This is a genomic window from Bacillota bacterium (assembly GCA_040755295.1).
GTDB lineage: Bacteria > Bacillota > Desulfotomaculia > Desulfotomaculales > Ammonificaceae > SURF-55.
Genome location: JBFMBK010000019.1, coordinates 1 through 19,633, shown reverse-complemented (window position 1 = coordinate 19,633; position 19,633 = coordinate 1). Strand labels below are relative to the sequence as shown.

The following is a 19,633-nucleotide window of genomic DNA, read 5'->3' as shown; positions in this document are numbered from 1 at the left end:
AGCGAATTCCCACAAGCATCTCACCTCTAACCTTTCACCTTCCAAAACTTGAATAAACCGGCCCTGCCAGGCTGACAAAGCTATACGCAGCTTATCGCCGCGCCTACCGAAACAAGAAAGCATTTTCAGAGGGGGTAACGCGGTGACTAATGATCTGTCCGGGGAAACCCAGCCGGACAAGCAACAGAACACTGAGTCCCAGATAAAGGAGTTGGGAACGACTTCGGTTCCAGAAATACAAAGCAACATTCATTGTTTGACGATTGTCGGCCAGATAGAAGGACATATGGTGCTGCCGGCGGTAAATAAAACGACAAAGTACGAGCATGTGCTGCCTCAACTAGTGGCGCTCGAGCAGCATCCGGGCATCGAGGGGATACTCATTATTTTAAACACGGTCGGCGGCGACGTGGAAGCCGGTTTGGCGATCGCCGAAATGGTGAACTCGATGTCCAAACCATCGGTTTCTCTGGTTCTTGGCGGCGGTCACAGCATCGGCGTCCCGATTGCGGTGAGCGCGAGGTATTCCTTCATAACCCAAACAGCGACCATGACAATCCATCCGATCAGGCTGTCCGGGCTGGTGGTCGGCGTACCGCAAACCTGGGAGTATCTCGAAAAGATGCAGGACAGGGTCGTGAGGTTCGTCGTCGAGCACTCCCGGATTCACGAGACGCGTTTCCGCGAGATGATGTTTCGGACGGGGGAACTGGCGCGGGATGTGGGAACGGTGCTTATCGGCACAGAGGCGGTGGAGTGCGGGCTTATCAACGAAGTGGGCGGAATGGCCGCCGCTTTGGACCGATTGAATAAAATGACCGAGGAATACAAAGCGGGGAAAACGAACCAGGTGCAGTAAAAGTCACGAGTCGAATCTTCAGTCCTAAGTCCTCAGTCGGGGGCAGGGAAAGGATGAAGGATGAAGGCGGAAGGATGAAAGGGGAAAGTTGCGGGTTACGGGTTGCGGGTTGCGGGTTGCGAGTCTGTATTTTATATTCTAACTACTGGTTCTTGGCGTCTTGGCGGTTGATCTATTTCAGAGGAGAGGAGGTTTAACATGATCCTCTATACCCCCCTCCCAATGGAACTTGTCCTGCAGGGGCTGGAATCGGAGCCCGTCCCGAAGCTGAAAGAAACCACCGTCGGCGGCGTGCCGGTAATCGTGGAGGAGACCGGACCGGGTCGGGGCCGGCTGGTGCGGCTTCTCAGTACGGATCCCTATGCATATCTCAAGCCGGATCTGACGCCGGGAACGGAGGTGATTTTCGATTTCGGGAAGGATGGGATTTAAGGTTTCGTATATCTGTAATATCAGCGCCGACTACGTGGATCAGCTTTCGGAATCCCTGAAGGATTTCTAGCTTAAACGTCGAAAAAGCAAAATATGCCTTTAAACGAAAATAAACAGGTATTCGCTCTCGACATAGGTACCCGCACGGTGGTCGGCATTGTTGCGGCCGGACGGGAAGAACGTCTTGAGATACTGGCGCAGGAAATGGTCGAGCACCAGGGCAGGGCTATGTATGACGGGCAGATTCATGACATACCGAAGGTGGCCGAGGCGGTCGCCCGGGTCAAAACCTCCCTTGAGGAGGCGACCGGCCAAAAACTTACCGAGGCCGCCATTGCCGCGGCCGGCCGCGCTCTTGAGACGCGCAGGTGCGGTGCAACGATAGAGGTGGATCCTCAAAGGGAGATTGCCGAGGAAACGGTCCGCGCTTTAGAATTTTCGGCCCTGCGGCAGGCGCGGAAAGAGATGCGGCGGCAGGACCGCCGTACGGATGAGTTTTACTGCGTCGGCCACGGCGTGGTGGATTTTTCGCTGGACGGGCTTGAGCTTACGAATCTTATTGGACACCGCGGCAGGGTTGCAGGAGTCGAAGTAATCGCCACTTTTCTTCCAGCCTCGGTGGTCAACAGTCTTTTCAGTGTTTTAAAAAGGGTAGGGCTTGAGCCGTCCTACATCACACTTGAACCGATTGCGGCGCTCGAAGCTACTATTCCTGAGGATTTACGCATGTTAAACCTGGCGCTTGTTGATGTCGGGGCCGGGACGTCGGATATCGCCGTTACTAAAGACGGAACCGTAATCGGTTACGGGATGGTACCCATAGCCGGGGACGAGATAACGGAAGCCATCGCAGACATCTGCGTCGTGGATTTTCAAACCGCGGAAACGATTAAACGCGGATTGAACGCGTCGGAGCTATTAAAGTTCACGGATATCCTTAATAACGCCGTAACGTTGCGGCGGGAAGATATAATGGCGGTTATTGAGCCGGTGGTCGATAATCTCGCCGCGGCGGTTTCAGAAGTGATACTCGGACTTAACGAAGGAAAAGCCGTAAGATCTGTGATCAGTGTGGGCGGCGGTGCGCAAACGCCGCTTTTTCTCCGGAAGCTTGCGCTGCGTCTCGGTCTCCCGGAGAGCAGGGTCGGGGTGAAGAGTCGCGCTCAGCTTACAGGGGTTACGGCGCCGGAAGAAGATGTCCTTGCCGGTCCGGAAGGTATAACGGTGGTCGGGATCGCCTTTTCCGCCCTGAAGCAGCAAGGCCTCAATCTTATAACGGTTAGGGTGAACGGTAAGGAACACCGCGTTTTCAACCCCGGCGATCTGCGCGTCGTTAACTGTATGTCACTCCTGGAGTACGAACCCCCGGAGTTATTCGGGGTAAACGGAAGGGACCTACGTTTCTACGTCAACGGACAGGAGACGGTTGTATACGGTGAGCTTGCGCGTCCCGCAACCATAAGCGTTAACGGGGAGAACGGCAACCTTCAAACGCCGGTCAAAGACGGCGACCGGATTGAGGTGGTCCCCGCGAAGAACGGGAGGGATGCGACGGCGAGGGCGGGCGAGTTTTTTGCCGATGTTCTGCCGGTGCAGGTTGTTTTGAACGGACAGGAGGTTTCTTTGCCTCCGATGTTCAGGTTAAACGATGTTGCGGTGGATCCGGCGACGGAAATCAGAGAGGGAGACCGGCTGTGGATGGAGTTACGTCATTCGGTGGGGCAACTGCTCGCAGCCGTCGGGTTCGACCCAACCATAGCGGAGGCGGTGGTTGACGGGGTTCCGGTCGGTCTTGATTATACGTTGAAACCAGGCGATGTTGTCGTTGTATCGGACAAGGAAACCGGGCAGGCGAATAACCCGGACAGAGACGGTGAGTCCGCCGATACCGCATCGGAAGGCTTAAGGGTGACTGTGAACGGGAAAGAAATCACCATTACCGGAGAAAAAAAGCCGCTTTTCATTGACGTTTTGAGGTATCTTGATTTCGATTTGAGCCAGGCCCGCGGGAGAATCAAGATTTTACTTAACGGCCGTCCGGCGGAGTATACGGAAGAGTTGACGGAAGGCGATAATGTGGAAATCGGCTGGGAATGAACGGCCAAAACATTTCAAAGCGTGAAAATATAGACCCGTAAACATACATAGAACGCGGCGAGAAGTGATGTACCAATGAAATTCTTATCGTTGCGCCCTCCGAAAAAAGTATTATTTTTCAGAGGAATTGGCCATGTAGCCGGGGGTCGATCCAACTGAAGAATGAAAATGGGGAGACCCGTAAGGTTGGCTGCTTAAAAGCAGTAACGTAGTAAGGGCGAAACGTCGTGAGAAGCGATGCAGGGCAAGGAAGAACGTTGGAGACGAACCGGAGGTACATAGAGGTACATGAGGATTCAGCTCCGGCGGGCTGACACAGCAATGCGTTGCTTATCGCGACGCCCAGCGAAATAAGTGCTATTTTTAAGGGAGGAGGCAGGGGTTTTGGAAATCGGTTTAGTTGGGTTGCCTCTGGTGGGTAAGACCACCTTTTTTAATTTGTTGACCGGAATGACGGCACCCACCGGCGTTACGGGTGACGCCAAGGTCCATACGGGTTCGGCGCCGGTCCCCGACAAGCGCCTGGATTTCCTGACGGCGATTTACCGTCCCCAAAAGACGACCTGCGCACGCGTGGATATTAAGGACATCCCCGGCCTTGACCCGCGCCGGGGGGACCGGGCGGCCGGCGTACGGTTCCTGGAAGAAGTAAGGGGCGCAGACGCGCTTTGCTATGTGGTGCGGGCTTTTGACGCACCGGAGATCCCTTCATATTTCGAGGCGGTGCAGCCGCTGAAAGAACTTCAAGAAATCCACTCGGAGCTGCTTTTCGCGGATATAATGCTGATTGAACGGCGGCTTGAGCACATTCGCGGCGGGAAGAAGATCGCCAAACAGGCGGTCCTGGAAATAGCGCTTCTGGAACGGTTGCTCGACGCCTTAAACAACGAGCGCGCCGTAGGAAACGTTGACCTTACACCTGAAGAAGAGGAGATCGTTCCCGGTTACGGTTTTTTGACGGAAAAACCGATGATTCTCGCCGTGAACCTTGACGAAGAAGGACTGAGGAACAACGATTATCCGGAAAGAAGACCGCTTGTCGATTACGCCGCCAAGAGGGATCTTCCTGTGGTGGAGGTGGCGGCGCAGATCGAAGCGGAAATAGCGCTGCTTGCCCCGGAAGACCGGATGGAGTTTTTAAGGGATCTCGGGCTGGAGGAGGCCGGGGTCGCGCGCCTTGCGACGGCGGCCTACCGTTCACTCGGGCTGATTTCATTCTTCACGGTGGGCGAAGACGAAGTGAAAGCCTGGACGATTACCAAGGGAACGGTGGCGAAAAAGGCCGCCGGAAAGATACATTCGGATCTGGAACGCGGGTTTATCAGGGCGGAAGCCTTTCACTACGAAGACCTTTCCCGTCTCGGTACGACCGCCAAAGTGCGTGAGGCCGGGCTGTTCAGGCTGGAGGGCAAGGAATATATCGTCAGGGACGGAGATATCCTGAACATCAGGTTTAAGGTGTGACAGGTATGCGGGGAAAGAATACCGTCTATCTGAAAATTCGCACTTTGTCCTGTAAGTTTTTTTCCCGGTAGTTACATAACGCAGGAGGGTATTGACAAATTTACGGACAAGGCTTTAAACTTTAGTTAGTTGGTACAACTTCAGCTTTTCTTTTTTTTATAACAAGTTCTCATAATCACAAGCCAAGGGAGGTGTTACTGGTATCCGAGGATACCGACGTGAGGTAACGACCGGTAGAAAGAGTATTCCATCTTTAATGAATCAATTTGATCTGAATTTAAGGAGGAAATAATAGAATGGCTTTAATTGAACCACATGGTGGGAAAGGCTTGGTTTGTTGTTTACTTGAAGGGGCGAAGCTTGACGCGGAACTCAAGAGAGCCGCAACTCTGAAACAGGTCCGGATTCATTCCCGGGCGACTTCCGACCTTATAATGATGGGTATCGGCGCGTTCAGCCCGCTGAATGGTTTTATGACCAAGGCGGACTGGAAGGGCGTATGTGAGAAATTTACCATGGCCGACGGGACATTCTGGCCGATACCGATTACGGTAGACTGCAGCAAGGAAGACGCCGACGCTATCGCGGTGGGTTCAGAGATTACCCTCGTGGATGACGCGACGGGAACCCTAATGGCGACTATGACGGTAACCGAGAAATACGAAATGACCGAAGCCGATAAGACCTGGGAATGCAACCAGGTATTCACGACCGATGACATCGCCGGTCACCCTGGCGTCGAGAAGGTCCACAAGCAAAAAGAAGTCAACCTTGCCGGCCCCGTCAAGGTACTGAGCGAGCTCGACTTCCCCACCAGATTTGCAGGGGTCTACAAGAGGCCTTCCGAAGTCCGTGCAATCTTCCAGGAAAAAGGGTGGAGCACCATTGCCGCACTGCAGCTCCGTAACCCCATGCACCGTTCACATGAATACCTTGCCAAAATCGCCATCGAGGTTTGTGACGGCGTTATCATCCACTCTTTGATCGGCGCCCTGAAACCGGGCGACATTCCGGCGGAAGTCCGTGTGAAATGCATCGACGTCCTCGTCGAGAACTACTTCAATAAGGATACCGTAATCCAGGCCGGCTACCCGATGGAAATGCGTTACGGCGGCCCGAGAGAGGCCCTGCTGCACGCCACCTTCCGCCAGAACTACGGTGTTTCCCACATGATTATCGGCCGCGACCATGCCGGTGTCGGTGATTACTACGGCATCTTTGACGCCCAGACGATCTTCGAAAAGATTCCGAAGGGTGACGGACCGAAATTCCTAAAATGTCAGCCTCTCAAGATTGACTGGACATTCTACTGCTATAAGTGCGACGGCATGGCGTCCATGCGCACTTGCCCGCACACCAAAGCGGATCGGGTTATCCTCAGCGGAACCAAGCTGCGCAAGATGCTCTCCGAGGGCGAGGCCGTTCCGGACCACTTCGGGCGTGACGAAGTTCTTGCCCTCCTTCGTACGTACTATGAAGGACTCACCGAAAAGGTCGAGATCAAACTGCAGAAGTTTGCTACAGGCGAGGATATGAAATAGAAGAACCTGATTCACAGATTTCGATAATATTCGGCAGGGGCGGCCCGGAGACGGGAATGACCATGCCGATTTTTTTCCAATCCAAAGATTGGCGTTCAAGTTATGGAAATCACAAGCAGGGGTCCGGTGAGTTGGATATTGCCGAGGGTGATTTTCGAGTGGTTGAACTGTTCCGGCCTATCTGTTACAATATAAACTACGCCGGAGTGGCGGAATAGGCAGACGCAAGGGACTTAAAATCCCTCGGTCATTAATGACCGTACCGGTTCGACCCCGGTCTCCGGCACCAGTAATACCAACGGTTTGCGAATACCGAAGGACACCTCGTGAAGGTGTCCTTCTTCGTTGTATAGGAAATTATGCTTTTGCTTGTTGTGGAAATTGAAATTCAGAACCGTTGAACGAAAAAGCGTAACATAATATAATATAATACTATGATATTGTTGGGTCTATTGGAGGGATGTTGGATTTCTCCCGACCGACAACACAAACAGGTGTTGTACTCCCGTATGATTGTTTGAGAGCTTTTTTTCACGAAGAATTTTCTTTATCGTATTTTAGCCGCATTTATTTAGAGGTGTCCCACATGCCGCATTCTCAGCGGCACTACGAAAAAGTAGATCCGTAAGCGTGTTGCTTAGTCGCCGTGCCCTACGAAAGAACGTTTATTTTCAAAGGAGTGCCCCATGCCGCCTTAGGCGGCACCACGAACGATGAAAATTTACGTGGAACCAGCGAGTTAAGTGTTGTCATAAAATCCTTTTCTTGATACATGGCGTTCTTGGCGGTTGATTTATTTTCGAAGGAGCTTGGGAATGAACGAATGGTATAGCGCCGATTTAGAGACTATTTTGAGTAGACTCGAATCAGACCCGGAGACCGGGCTTACTCCGGATAAAGTTAACGAACGGCTGCTGGAATACGGCCCGAATACGCTGAAAGAACGCGGCCCGAAAAGCCCCTGGCGCATTTTGTGGGAACAATTAACCGCAGTGATGATAATCGTATTGATTATGGCGGCGGCGGCTTCTGTGTTCCTTCATGACTATAAGGATGCCGCAGCAATCCTGACGATAGTGATCCTGAATGCCGTTCTTGGTTTTGTCCAGGAATACCGGGCGGAAAAGGCGATGGCCGCGCTTAAACGGCTTGCCACACCGGCCGTCAAGGTTCGTCGAAGCGGCGAGGTACAGGAAATCTCTGCCACAGGGCTTGTCCCCGGGGATATCTTCTTTCTGGAGGTGGGGGGTATCGTACCCGCCGACGGCCGTCTCTTCGAAGCGATAAACTTGCGTATCCAGGAATCCGTACTTACCGGTGAATCGCTTCCAACGGAAAAAAACGCTTCATTCATCTCGGAGGACGAGCTTACCCTGGGCGACCGCCTCAACACGGTATATAAAGGTACCGTGGTTACCAACGGGAGAGGCCATGTGGTGACTACAGCCACCGGAATGGACACGGAGCTTGGGCGCATCGCCGAGATGATCCAGTCCGTAGGGGCCGGATCCACCCCGCTGCAGCGGCGGATGGCCGCGCTTGGGCGCACGCTGGGGATTATCGCCATCGCCATAGTGGCGGTAGTAGTGGCCCTAGGACTGCTTCGCGGCGAAGATCTCAAGACGATGTTTTTAACCGGCGTGAGCCTGGCCGTTGCTGCTGTCCCTGAAGGACTCCCCGCAGCCGTAACCATTGCTCTGGCGCTGGGAGCGCAGCGGATGCTGCGGCGCCGTGCCCTCATTCGTAAGCTGCCCGCCGTTGAGACCCTCGGGCTGGTGACTAAGATATGTTCGGACAAGACCGGAACACTTACCGAAAACCGGATGGTGGTTACAAGACTGGCGCTGCCGGCGGAAGAAGCCTCGGGAAGAATCAGAGACTTAGACCTGCCCGCCGAAGGACAGGTTCTGCCGGACGAGCTTTTTTCACCCATTGTCTTGGGGCTTTTAACGGCCGGGGCGTTATGCAACGACGCGCTTCTTTCCTTTAATGAAAAAGAGGACAGGCATGGTTATATCGGCGACCCAACCGAAGGGGCGTTAGTGGTGGCGGCCGCAAGGACAGGCATGCAAAAGCCTGACCTGGAGACTTTTATGCCGCGGGTGGCGGAAATTCCTTTTACCTCCGAACGGAAAAGAATGACTACCATTCACCGGATGATTGAAAACGGGTCAAAGGCGCTTCCTTACGTTTATCCGTGGCAATCTGAATCTTTTGTCTCCTTCAGCAAAGGAGCTACGGGTAGTGTTCTGGATATATGTGAAAAGGTATGGGTTGACGGTTATGCACAACCCATGAATAAAAACCGGCGCGATTGGATTATTGAAGCAAACAATAGGCTTTCCGGATCCGGGCTGAGGGTGCTGGGCGTTGCTTTCCGGAGCCTTGGGTCCTTTCCGGAAACAGCGCAGGAAGAAGAAATAGAAAGAGATTATATTTTTTTGGGCCTGATCGGGATGATGGACCCGCCCCGTCAAGAGGCGAAAGAGGCGGTGGCGATATGCCGCCGGTCCGGTATTGACCCGGTGATGATTACCGGCGACCATCCGCTGACGGCACTGGCGATCGCCCGTGAGCTTGGGATTACGGAGAAGGAGACGGTTATTACCGGACAGGAACTGGAGAAGCTGACACCCGACGAATTAACAGAGATGGTGGAGGATGCCGCGGTGTATGCCAGGGTATCTCCGGAACATAAGCTGAAAATCGTCGAGGCCTTGAAACTGAAGGGGCATGTTGTCGCCATGACCGGCGACGGGGTCAACGATGCCCCGGCGCTTAAAAAGGCGGATATCGGGATAGCCATGGGGATCACCGGCACCGACGTGAGCAAAGAAGCAGCCGATATGGTGTTGCTTGACGACAACTTCGCGACCATTGTCGCCGCAGCGGAGGAGGGGCGGGTAATCTACGACAACATACGCAAATTCTTAAAGTACCTTATGACCACTAATTTTGGGGAAATTCTGGTGCTGTTTGTCGGGATGCTTACCGCCATGCCGGTGCCTCTTGCCCCGTTGCAGATTCTCTGGATCAACCTCGTAACGGACGGACTGCCGGCCCTGGCCCTCGCGGTCGAGCCGGCGGAGCGCGAAGCAATGAACCGCCCGCCGCCCGATACCAAGAAGGGTATCTTCGCCGGCGGGCTTGGCGTGCATATTCTCTGGGTGGGAGCTTTAATGGCCGCGATTTCCCTGGGTCTTGGTTATTGGGCTTGGCAGACGAACAACAATACCTGGCAGACCATGCTCTTCACAACGCTGGCCCTGTCCCAGCTTGGTCATGTAATGGCTATCCGCACCGGCAAGATTTCGCTTTTTAAGGCCGGCGTTTTATCCAACAAGCCCATGTTCGGCGCCGTGGTTTTAACAGTCGCTTTGCAGATTGCAGTGATTTACGTACCATGGTTCCAGGATATCTTCAGGACAGTACCTTTGACAGCCGTCGAAATGTTGATATGTTTTATTCTGGGCAGCGTTGTCTTTTGGTTGGTGGAAACCGAAAAGTGGTTTTTACGGCTTTCGGATGCCCGATTGAGATGATATATCTGACGTAATTATTATGTGAGCGGTGATCATGTGATTTATGCAAAAATATTGTGAAAGGGATAAATATCCCATATAATAACAATAATAATAAAAATAAGGAGGTTAAAATTATGAAAGATTGTCCGGTTTGCCATAACACATTAAAAGAGGTCCCCAAGTACGGAGTGCTTATTGATGTTTGCACCAACTGCCGCGGGGTGTGGCTGGACCGCGGAGAACTTGAGAAGGTTGTTGCGCTGGCGAGGGATTTTGAGACGGGAGACCGCTATGAGGACGATCGCCATGATACGCGTCAATACGAAGAACATAAAACCGGTCACGACGACGACCACAAACACGGACATTACGGGAGTAAAGATTACTTCCACGGGAAAAAGAAGAAAAAGCAAGGGATACTAAGCGTTTTCGAAGACATCTTTGATTGAGGTTCGAAGGTTTATAAACTATTGTTTTACGAGATGGCGTTATTAGACTTTACAAAAGGAGCTTTTCCGATTATAATGGTCATAAGCCCAAAATATTCTTCTCCGCCCGGCAAAAGCCGGGCAATTTTCACTTCCAAAACAAAGACCATTTAATCATACCGAGAATTGTGAGACGGGGCGGCATTCTAATTTGGGATACTATTTGTCGTAGAATTAATGCTGTTTGAGACCATTTGACCAAAGATACCGAAAGCGAACATGGCCACCATGGCGATCAAAATCATTATAAACGTATATTCGACAAAGCCTTGTCCTCTCTCGTCCCTAAAAAACTTTGACAACTGTCTGAGCATATATATCTCCCTTTCACGAAAAATGGTTTTGACAGGGACGAACACAGTATAATTCGACATTTACCAGCATTATAGCTTATATCACCCTTAAGGGGAAGAGTTTTCTTTACCGAATACTCGTGGGTCTTGTTCCCTAAAAAAGCCTGGGTTTAGCAAGAAATCGGTCTGGTTATACTACCGGTTAAAGGGGGTGATACTATGGCGAAATTTGCGGCTCACGAATTACTGGAGGCCCATGAGCTCTTAACGGCAAAGAACCTTAGCGTTCAAAAGGGTTATACCTATCTTCAAATGGTCAAGGACCCGGACCTTAAAGATTTGATTAAAACCGGCATTTCCGACTGTAAACAGGCGGTTACACAATTACAGCAAGTTTTAGGAGGAATATAGCATGGATGATAAAGCCATTACCCTGGACCTTCTTACGGCTGCAAAACAAGATGTGACCATGTTCGCCAACGCTTTGAACGAAACCGCAAATCCCGAGTTAAGAGGGGTTCTTGCGCAGCAGTTGCAACAGGCTCAGAAGTCGCAGGAAAGAATATTTGATTACGCAAAGAATAAAGGGTACTACAACCCGTACAGCACTCCTGAACAAATGGTTGCCCAAGATATTCAGGCTTCCAAACAGGTGATGAGTCAGTTTAAGGACCTCACCTAGAAGAGTGTTGCAAAACATTTAAGCCGTGGAAAGACAACATAGCGGCTTTCGGTAATCAAAATCAGAAAGGGTTCCTGAGGCTGCGAAAAACGAGCATGTCGAGGTCCTCCCAATTCGCCCTTCCAATGGCAGGCGTAGTTGTGAAGCGCCTCCCGGGAGAAGATAGGCGAAACAAACGTTTCGAATAAACCCTGCCCTGGGCACAGCGGCAGGGTTTATAATTGGTGCGCCCTGGCATGGGCGATAGCTTGGCGGTGAAAGTCCGCTATGGGCTTGGCAGTGCATTAGCCAAGGGCAAGGGTGTCCACCGCGAAGTGGAATCTGAAGGAAGCCGGAGGCAAAATCCCGACCCGATGAACAAGAACCGCATACGAGGCTGAATTGGGGCGGACGAGTTTGCCAAACAAAACGAAGTCCAACACTGCCCGAGCCCCTATACAATAAATGCGGCGGGTACATGGGAGGAAAGCTATTGTTCTTACCCGGGGAGGTCTGACAGGCACACCATGGGTACTTAAACAACGAACATTTTGCTAAACTGGGTCTCGTAAGTCTGACAAAGCGATACTCGATAGCGCGTTCCTGACGAACCGCCGTATGCCGGGACGGCTTGTACGGTGGTGTGGGAGGGGGCGGCTAAAAGCCGCCCCCTATCCCGATTTAACCGGTATCCACTATTATTAGGCATATAAATTAACGCCGACAGCCAAAACCTTTACGAAAGTAAAACATTATCTTGACGACTAGAATGCTTTTGTGCTAATATTGTTAGGCATTGCTGTTAAAAAGAGGTCGTTGGGGGGATATACCCGCGATTAAAATGGAATAGCGGGATACTTATAAAGCAGGCGCCCATTCCGGTCAGGGAGGGGAGCATGGGTTTTTGTTGTTTTTAAAACACTTTTCTAATCATCACCAATACCCACTTGTTGGTATTAATCTCGCTAAAAGGGTTCTTCCCGGAAAGTTGCGGAACGGGAATAAAATATAAAAATTTGAATAGAGCCAAGGGGGTTAAGGCGTGGCGATACCGGTATTCACGGGAGCAGACGGTGAGCGGGTGAGTTACGGCAGGCTGAAAGAGGTTTTAGAGCTGCCAAACCTTATTGAGGTACAGCGAAAGTCTTACCGTTGGTTTTTGGAGCGGGGATTGAAGGAAGCCCTGTCGGACATCTCCCCCATTAAAGATTTTACCGGTAATCTTGTTCTGGGTTTTCTCGATTATACCATAGGTGAACCCAAGTACTCGGTCCAGGAATGCAAGGACCGTGATGTCACTTACTCGGCTCCCCTAAGGGTAAAAGTACGCCTTATTAATAAGGAAACGGGCGAGATTAAAGAGCAAGAGGTTTTTATGGGGGACCTGCCGCTGATGACTGATAAGGGTACCTTCATTATTAACGGGGCTGAGCGGGTAGTTGTCAGCCAGCTTGTTCGGTCCCCTGGGGTCTACTTCGGCAGGCAAATCGACCAGAGCGGTAAAAAGCTTTATACGGCAACCATTATACCCAACCGGGGTGCGTGGTTGGAATTCGAAACGGACGTAAACGATATCATCTGGGTGCGCGTCGACCGGACACGTAAGGTGCCGGGTACGGCCATTATCCGTTCACTTGGTTACGCAAACGACGCACGCGTTATGGACCTGTTTGAAAGCGACAAGTTCATTCAGGAGACTTTGGGTAAGGATACCGCAACCACAGAGGAAGAGGCGCTGGTCGAGATTTACAAACGCCTGCGTCCCGGAGAGCCGCCTACCGTGGAAAGCGCAAGGGTGCTTCTGGAAAGCTTATTCTTTGACCCGAAAAGGTACGACCTGGGTCACGTGGGTCGTTATAAGCTAAACAAGAAACTCGGGCATGGCGTGCTCTACCGCTATAACGTCGACAGCCCCGAGGAGTGGGACCCCTACCTTAAAAAAATGGTCCCCCAGGATCGCGACTTTATACGGGAATTAACCCCCGAAGATATCATAGCGACTGTGCGCTACCTGTTAAAGGTTATGCGCGAAGAGGGACAAGTAGACGATATAGACCACCTCGGCAACCGGCGCCTGCGCTCTGTGGGTGAGCTGTTGCAGAATCAATTCCGGATCGGCCTTTCGCGGATGGAGCGGGTGGTCAGGGAGCGTATGACTATTCAGGACGTTGAGGTGATTACACCCCAGGTCTTGATAAACATCCGGCCCGTCGTGGCCGCAATTAAAGAATTTCTCGGATCAAGCCAGCTTTCACAGTTCATGGACCAGACCAACCCCCTGGCCGAGCTGACCCATAAGCGGCGGTTGTCGGCGTTGGGCCCCGGTGGACTGAGCAGGGAACGCGCCGGTTTTGAAGTCCGCGACGTGCATCACTCGCATTACGGCAGGATCTGTCCTATCGAGACTCCTGAGGGACCCAACATCGGGCTCATCGGTTCACTTACGACATATGCAAGGGTTAACGATTTCGGTTTTATAGAAACCCCCTACAGGAAAGTCGACAAGGATAATAAAAGGGTAACGGAAGAGTTTGTGTATATGACCGCCGATGAGGAAGAACGGTATGTCATAGCTCAGGCGAACGTTGCGCTTGATGAGAACGGATATTTTACTGAGAACCGCGCTAATTCCCGCCACAAGGGCGAGATACTGGTCGTTCCCGTGGAAGAAGTGGACTATGTGGACGTATCGCCGAAACAGGTCTTCAGTGTAGCCACTTCGCTGATACCCTTTCTGGAGCACGATGACGCAAACCGGGCGCTGATGGGCGCTAATATGCAGCGTCAGGCGGTCCCGCTGGTAAGAGCGGAGTCGCCTCTGGTAGGAACGGGGATCGAAGGTAAGGCCGCCCGTGATTCGGGGTCCGTAATTCTTGCCGGCAGAACCGGTGTGGTTAAAAGGGTAACGTCGACGGAGATAATTATCGACGGCGACGACGGCGTGACGGAAAGACATACGATGGCGAAATACGATCGCTCGAACCAGGGTACCTGCATAAACCAGCGGCCTATTGTAAGAGCCGCCCAACGCGTGCAGGAGGGGGACGTAATCGCCGACGGTCCAAGTACGGACCACGGGGAGTTGAGCCTTGGCAGGAACGTTCTGGTAGCCTTCATGCCGTGGGAAGGCTACAATTACGAGGACGCCATTCTGGTAAGCGAAAAACTGGTGAAAGAAGACTACTTTACTTCAATTCATATCGAAGAGTATGAATGTGAGGCACGGGATACCAAGCTCGGCCCGGAGGAAATCACCCGGGATATCCCCAATGTGGGTGAGGATGTTTTAAGAGATTTGGATGACCGGGGTGTGGTGCGGATCGGCGCTGAAGTGCGCACGGGCGACATCCTGGTCGGCAAGGTTACCCCGAAGGGGGAAACGGAACTCACGGCGGAGGAACGGCTGCTGCGGGCTATTTTTGGAGAAAAGGCCCGCGAGGTGCGTGATACCTCGTTGCGGGTACCGCATGGCGAGTCGGGGAAGGTCGTGGATGTAAAGGTCTTTACCCGTGAAAAGGGTGACGAGTTAAAGCCTGGTGTGAACCAGCTCGTTCGGGTATACGTGGCCCAAAAGCGAAAGGTTTCGGTCGGCGACAAAATGGCCGGGCGTCATGGTAATAAGGGGGTTATCGCCCGGATCCTTCCGGAAGAGGATATGCCTTTTATGCAGGACGGAACACCTGTGGAGATTGTGCTCAACCCGCTGGGCGTGCCTTCGCGGATGAACCTCGGACAGGTACTGGAGACTCATCTTGGGTGGGCGGCGAAGGTGCTGGGATTCAAAGTGGATACGCCGATTTTCAACGGCGCGACCGAGGAGGCGTTGATCGAAACGCTGCGGATGGCGGGCATACCGGAAAACGGGAAAACCTGGCTTTATGACGGCCGTACGGGGAGACGTTTTGACAGCAAGATCTCCGTAGGTTATATATACATGCTCAAGCTTGCGCACCTGGTTGATGATAAGATCCACGCGCGTTCAACGGGTCCTTATTCGCTGGTAACGCAGCAGCCTCTCGGCGGCAAGGCTCAGTTCGGCGGGCAGCGGTTTGGAGAAATGGAGGTGTGGGCGCTCGAGGCATACGGTGCGTCGTACACCTTACAGGAGATGCTCACGGTAAAATCAGACGACGTTGTCGGCCGGGTCAAGACTTACGAAGCGGTAGTGAAAGGGGAAAACGTGCCCGAACCGGGTGTTCCGGAGTCCTTCAAGGTTTTAATAAAGGAGCTTCAAAGTCTCGGACTCGACGTAAAGGTTCTTACCGATACACGGAGCGAAATAGAAATTAGGGAAAATGATGAGGATATAAGCGAGACTGCCCGTGAACTGGACTTTGATATTAAGTATATGCCGCAGCCTGGTTCATCAAAGAGCGCGGTCAGCGGAGCAGACGAGGAAGAAGAGGATGAGGACCTTCATGAGGAGGTTTTAGAAGAGGACGAGGCGATGGAGGAAGCATAGGCAAAAAACTAGGAGTAGTGACTCTGAAGTAAAAAGACAAAACAAGACCGGATATAGAAACCAACAATAAGCTTACGGATAATAATTCAAAAGTGAAGAATAGGAGTCGAAGTTGGAGCGTTTCTCGCCGAAAAGAAGAATGGTTCTAATCTGAAGACCCCTATTTTCACTTTCCAAGGAGTGCAAAGGCGTGCTTGAATTGAACAGCTTTGACCGTATTCAGATTGGGCTGGCGTCTCCCGGGCAGATTCGTGAATGGTCACACGGTGAGGTTAAAAAACCCGAAACCATTAATTACCGCACGCTTAAGCCGGAGCGGGACGGTTTGTTTTGCGAACGTATTTTCGGGCCGACCAGAGACTGGGAGTGTTATTGCGGTAAATACAAGAGGGTCCGCTACAAAGGGGTCATTTGTGACCGTTGCGGTGTCGAGGTTACGCGCGCTAAAGTACGCCGGGAACGTCTGGGTCACATCGAGTTGGCCGCTTCTGTTTCGCACATCTGGTATTTCAAGGGCATTCCAAGCAGGATGGGCCTTCTTCTCGACATGTCGCCGCGGGCGCTGGAGAAGGTTTTGTATTTTGTTTCATATCTTGTAACAGACCCCGGCGATACACCATTAATCAAGAAACAGCTTTTAACCGACAGTGAATACCGGGAACACCGTGATAAATACGGTGACGCGTTCAAGGCAGGCATGGGCGCAGAAGTGATTGAAGTGCTGTTGAGGGAAATCGAACTCGATGGTCTCGCAGAGGACCTTCGTCACGAGATAAAGGAGACTTCAGGTCAGCGCAGGGTACGCGCAATCAGGCGGTTGGAAGTGGTGGAGGCTTTTCGCAAGTCGTCCAACCGGCCGGAATGGATGGTTTTAAGTGTCGTTCCGGTAATCCCACCCGAGTTAAGGCCTATGGTCCAATTGGACGGCGGCCGGTTTGCGACCTCGGACCTGAACGATCTCTACAGGCGGGTAATCAACCGCAACAACCGTTTGAAGCGGCTCCTGGAACTCGGCGCGCCGGACATTATCGTGCGCAATGAGAAAAGGATGCTGCAGGAAGCCGTCGACGCCCTGATCGATAACGGGCGCCGGGGCAGGCCGGTTACAGGCCCGGGAAACAGGCCATTGAAATCCTTGAGTGACATGTTGAAGGGAAAACAGGGTCGTTTCCGGCAGAATCTGCTCGGCAAGCGGGTTGATTATTCCGGGCGGTCTGTTATTGTCGTAGGACCCGGTTTGAAGCTCCACCAGTGCGGACTTCCGCGTGAGATGGCACTTGAACTTTTCAAACCTTTTGTGATGAAGAAACTTGTAAACCATGGCTTTGCGCACAACATCAAGAGCGCCAAGCGAATGGTTGAAAGAATGAAACCCGAAGTTTGGGACGTCCTGGAGGACGTGATTAAGGACCACCCGGTTCTCTTAAACCGGGCGCCGACGCTGCACCGGCTGGGAATTCAGTCCTTTGAGCCGGTACTTGTGGAAGGACGGGCAATTCAGATACACCCGATGGTATGTACCGCGTACAATGCGGACTTCGACGGCGACCAGATGGCCGTGCACGTACCCCTGTCGGCTGAAGCGCAGGCCGAGGCGCGGCTGCTGATGCTTTCGACGAATAATATCCTGAATCCGAAAGACGGGCAACCGGTGGCTATTCCTACGCAGGACATGGTACTTGGAATCCATTACCTCACCCTGGAGTCCAAGGAAAACAGGCCGAATCCGAAAACGTATTGCGACCCGGAGGAGGCTGTCAGGGCCTATGAGGCGGAGGCGGTAACGCTCCATGAACGGATCCGTGTTCGTCTGCTGGGCATTAAGACGGAGACCTCCACTGTCGAGACCACGGTGGGCCGGATGACTTTTTACAATATACTCCCAGCGAAGCTGAGCCAGGTAAATGAAAGCGACGGTGTGCGCTTGAGCCGGCTCGGGGAAAAGGTGCTTGGCAGCGTCACAGACAAGAAGGCGCTGAGCCAAATCGTTGATTCGTGTTATCGGAAGCTCGGGTATGCGCGGACAACCGCGCTGCTTGACAGCGCCAAACAGTTAGGTTTCACATTCGCCACACGGGCCGGGCTTACGATCGGGATCGAAGATATAGTGATTCCTGAAGAGAAACCGAGATTGTTGGGTGAAGCGGACCAAAAGGTGGAGGAAGTGGAGCACCAGTACCACCGCGGCCTTATCACCAAGGAGGAACGTTATCTCAAGATTATCGGCATCTGGGGTCAGGCGACAGAGGACCTGAAGAACATGTTACTGGAAAACGCCAGAAAGGATCTCTTTAACCCTGTTTACATGATGGCCTTGTCAGGCGCTCGCGGTAATATTCAGCAGATAAGGCAACTGGCCGGAATGCGCGGTTTGATGGCCGATCCGTCGGGTAGAATCATCGACCTGCCGATCCGCGCAAACTTCCGTGAAGGGCTTACGGTATTGGAGTACTTTATCTCCACGCACGGCGCACGTAAAGGGCTGGCGGACACCGCACTGAGGACGGCCGATTCCGGTTACCTTACCCGCCGCCTTGTCGATGTGGCTCAGGATGTAATCGTGCGCGAAGAGGATTGCCGTACGGATGACTACGTAGAGGTGCAGGAGGTAAAGGACGGCAACGAGGTCATTGAAAAATTATCAGACCGTATTCTCGGACGCATTGCGGCGGAGGACGTAATTGACCCGGATACGCAGGAAGTTATTACCCACAAAGGGAAAGAGATTCAGGAAGAGGCGGTAGAAAGAGTTACGACCGCCGGTATTAAAAAGGTAAAAATTCGCTCCGTGCTGACCTGCAGGGCCCGGTACGGGGTGTGTTCCCGCTGTTACGGGCGCAACCTCACAACCGGGTTTCCCGTGGATATCGGTGAAGCGGTAGGGATCATAGCCGCCCAGTCGATAGGAGAACCGGGAACACAGTTGACGATGCGCACCTTCCATACCGGGGGTGTGGCCGGCGAGGATATAACCCAGGGCCTGCCGCGGGTGGAAGAGCTGTTCGAGGCCCGGCGTCCCAAAGGTCAGGCCGTAATAGCGGAGATGGACGGGGTTGTCGAGGTCCGCGAAACGAAGGGGCGGCGCGAAATAGAGTTGATAAGCGATGACGGCGAGAGTAATGTATATCCCGTTCCTTTCGGCGCCCGTTTGCGGGTGCAGAACGGCGACCGTGTAGCTCCGGGTGATGAGTTGACCGAAGGTTCTGTAAACCCGCACGACTTGTTGAAAATAAAAGGGGTCAAAGCCACGCAGATGTACCTTTTAAAAGAGGTACAACGGGTTTACAGGCTCCAGGGCGTAGAAATCAACGACAAGCACATAGAGGTGGTTGTACGGCAGATGTTCAGGAAGGTAAAGGCGGAAGAATCCGGTGACACCGCCCTCCTGCCGGGTGGCCTGGTCGAAATCTTTGAATTCGAAGAAGAAAATGCGCGGATTGAGAATGGGGGGCAACCTGCATCCGCACGGCCCGTGCTTTTAGGAATAACCAAGGCTTCTTTAGCCACGGATTCATTCCTATCGGCGGCCTCATTCCAGGAGACGACCAGGGTCCTAACCGACGCGGCGATTAAGGGGAAAGAGGATCCGCTGATCGGGCTTAAGGAGAACGTTATCATAGGCAAACTTATCCCGGCGGGGACGGGGTTATCCCGGTACCGAAACGTCGGAATCGTCATCGACGGCGGGGGGGGTGACGAGGAAGAGCAGGATATGACTGTTACACCGGAATAAAATTATTGACTTCCAGGGAAATAAATGATAACTTATAAAAGCATGTGGGTGCTTGGGGGGGGTGTTTAGTGCCCTGCGA

The 19,633-nt window shown here is 52.6% G+C and carries 11 protein-coding genes and 1 tRNA gene; all 12 read left to right on the top strand.

Annotation, left to right across the window (positions count from 1 at the left end; translation table 11 throughout):
• The first annotated feature begins 142 nt into the window (after positions 1–142).
• Complete coding sequence (locus AB1500_11685; GenBank protein ID MEW6183810.1) at positions 143–859, top strand: ATP-dependent Clp protease proteolytic subunit; 717 nt, start codon at positions 143–145, stop codon at positions 857–859.
• 198 nt (positions 860–1,057) lie between these two features.
• Positions 1,058–1,291, top strand: a complete 234-nt coding sequence (locus tag AB1500_11680; GenBank protein ID MEW6183809.1) for a YlzJ-like family protein — start codon at positions 1,058–1,060, stop codon at positions 1,289–1,291.
• Between the two features lie 93 nt (positions 1,292–1,384).
• Positions 1,385–3,388 (top strand): cell division FtsA domain-containing protein, encoded by a 2,004-nt coding sequence (locus AB1500_11675; GenBank protein ID MEW6183808.1) that lies wholly within the window; start codon positions 1,385–1,387, stop codon positions 3,386–3,388.
• A 384-nt stretch (positions 3,389–3,772) separates the two neighbouring features.
• The gene (ychF, locus tag AB1500_11670) at positions 3,773–4,852 is read left to right on the top strand and encodes a redox-regulated ATPase YchF (protein MEW6183807.1); all 1,080 of its coding nucleotides are present in this window, start codon (positions 3,773–3,775) and stop codon (positions 4,850–4,852) included.
• A 296-nt stretch (positions 4,853–5,148) separates the two neighbouring features.
• A complete protein-coding gene (sat, locus tag AB1500_11665; protein ID MEW6183806.1) occupies positions 5,149–6,393 on the top strand; it encodes a sulfate adenylyltransferase in 1,245 nt (414 codons plus the stop codon).
• Between the two features lie 200 nt (positions 6,394–6,593).
• Positions 6,594–6,682, top strand: a tRNA-Leu gene (locus tag AB1500_11660).
• A gap of 526 nt (positions 6,683–7,208) precedes the next feature.
• Complete coding sequence (locus AB1500_11655; GenBank protein ID MEW6183805.1) at positions 7,209–9,935, top strand: cation-translocating P-type ATPase; 2,727 nt, start codon at positions 7,209–7,211, stop codon at positions 9,933–9,935.
• A 116-nt stretch (positions 9,936–10,051) separates the two neighbouring features.
• Positions 10,052–10,366, top strand: a complete 315-nt coding sequence (locus AB1500_11650; GenBank protein ID MEW6183804.1) for a zf-TFIIB domain-containing protein — start codon at positions 10,052–10,054, stop codon at positions 10,364–10,366.
• Positions 10,367–10,917: 551 nt separating this feature from the next.
• Positions 10,918–11,109: a spore coat protein gene (locus tag AB1500_11645; GenBank protein MEW6183803.1), complete on the top strand. Its 192-nt coding sequence runs from the start codon at positions 10,918–10,920 to the stop codon at positions 11,107–11,109.
• Position 11,110: 1 nt separating this feature from the next.
• A complete protein-coding gene (locus AB1500_11640) occupies positions 11,111–11,380 on the top strand; it encodes a spore coat protein (GenBank protein ID MEW6183802.1) in 270 nt (89 codons plus the stop codon).
• Positions 11,381–12,401: 1,021 nt separating this feature from the next.
• Complete coding sequence (rpoB, locus tag AB1500_11635; GenBank protein MEW6183801.1) at positions 12,402–15,821, top strand: DNA-directed RNA polymerase subunit beta; 3,420 nt, start codon at positions 12,402–12,404, stop codon at positions 15,819–15,821.
• A 190-nt stretch (positions 15,822–16,011) separates the two neighbouring features.
• Positions 16,012–19,554, top strand: a complete 3,543-nt coding sequence (gene rpoC, locus AB1500_11630; GenBank protein MEW6183800.1) for a DNA-directed RNA polymerase subunit beta' — start codon at positions 16,012–16,014, stop codon at positions 19,552–19,554.
• The last annotated feature ends 79 nt before the right edge of the window (positions 19,555–19,633 follow it).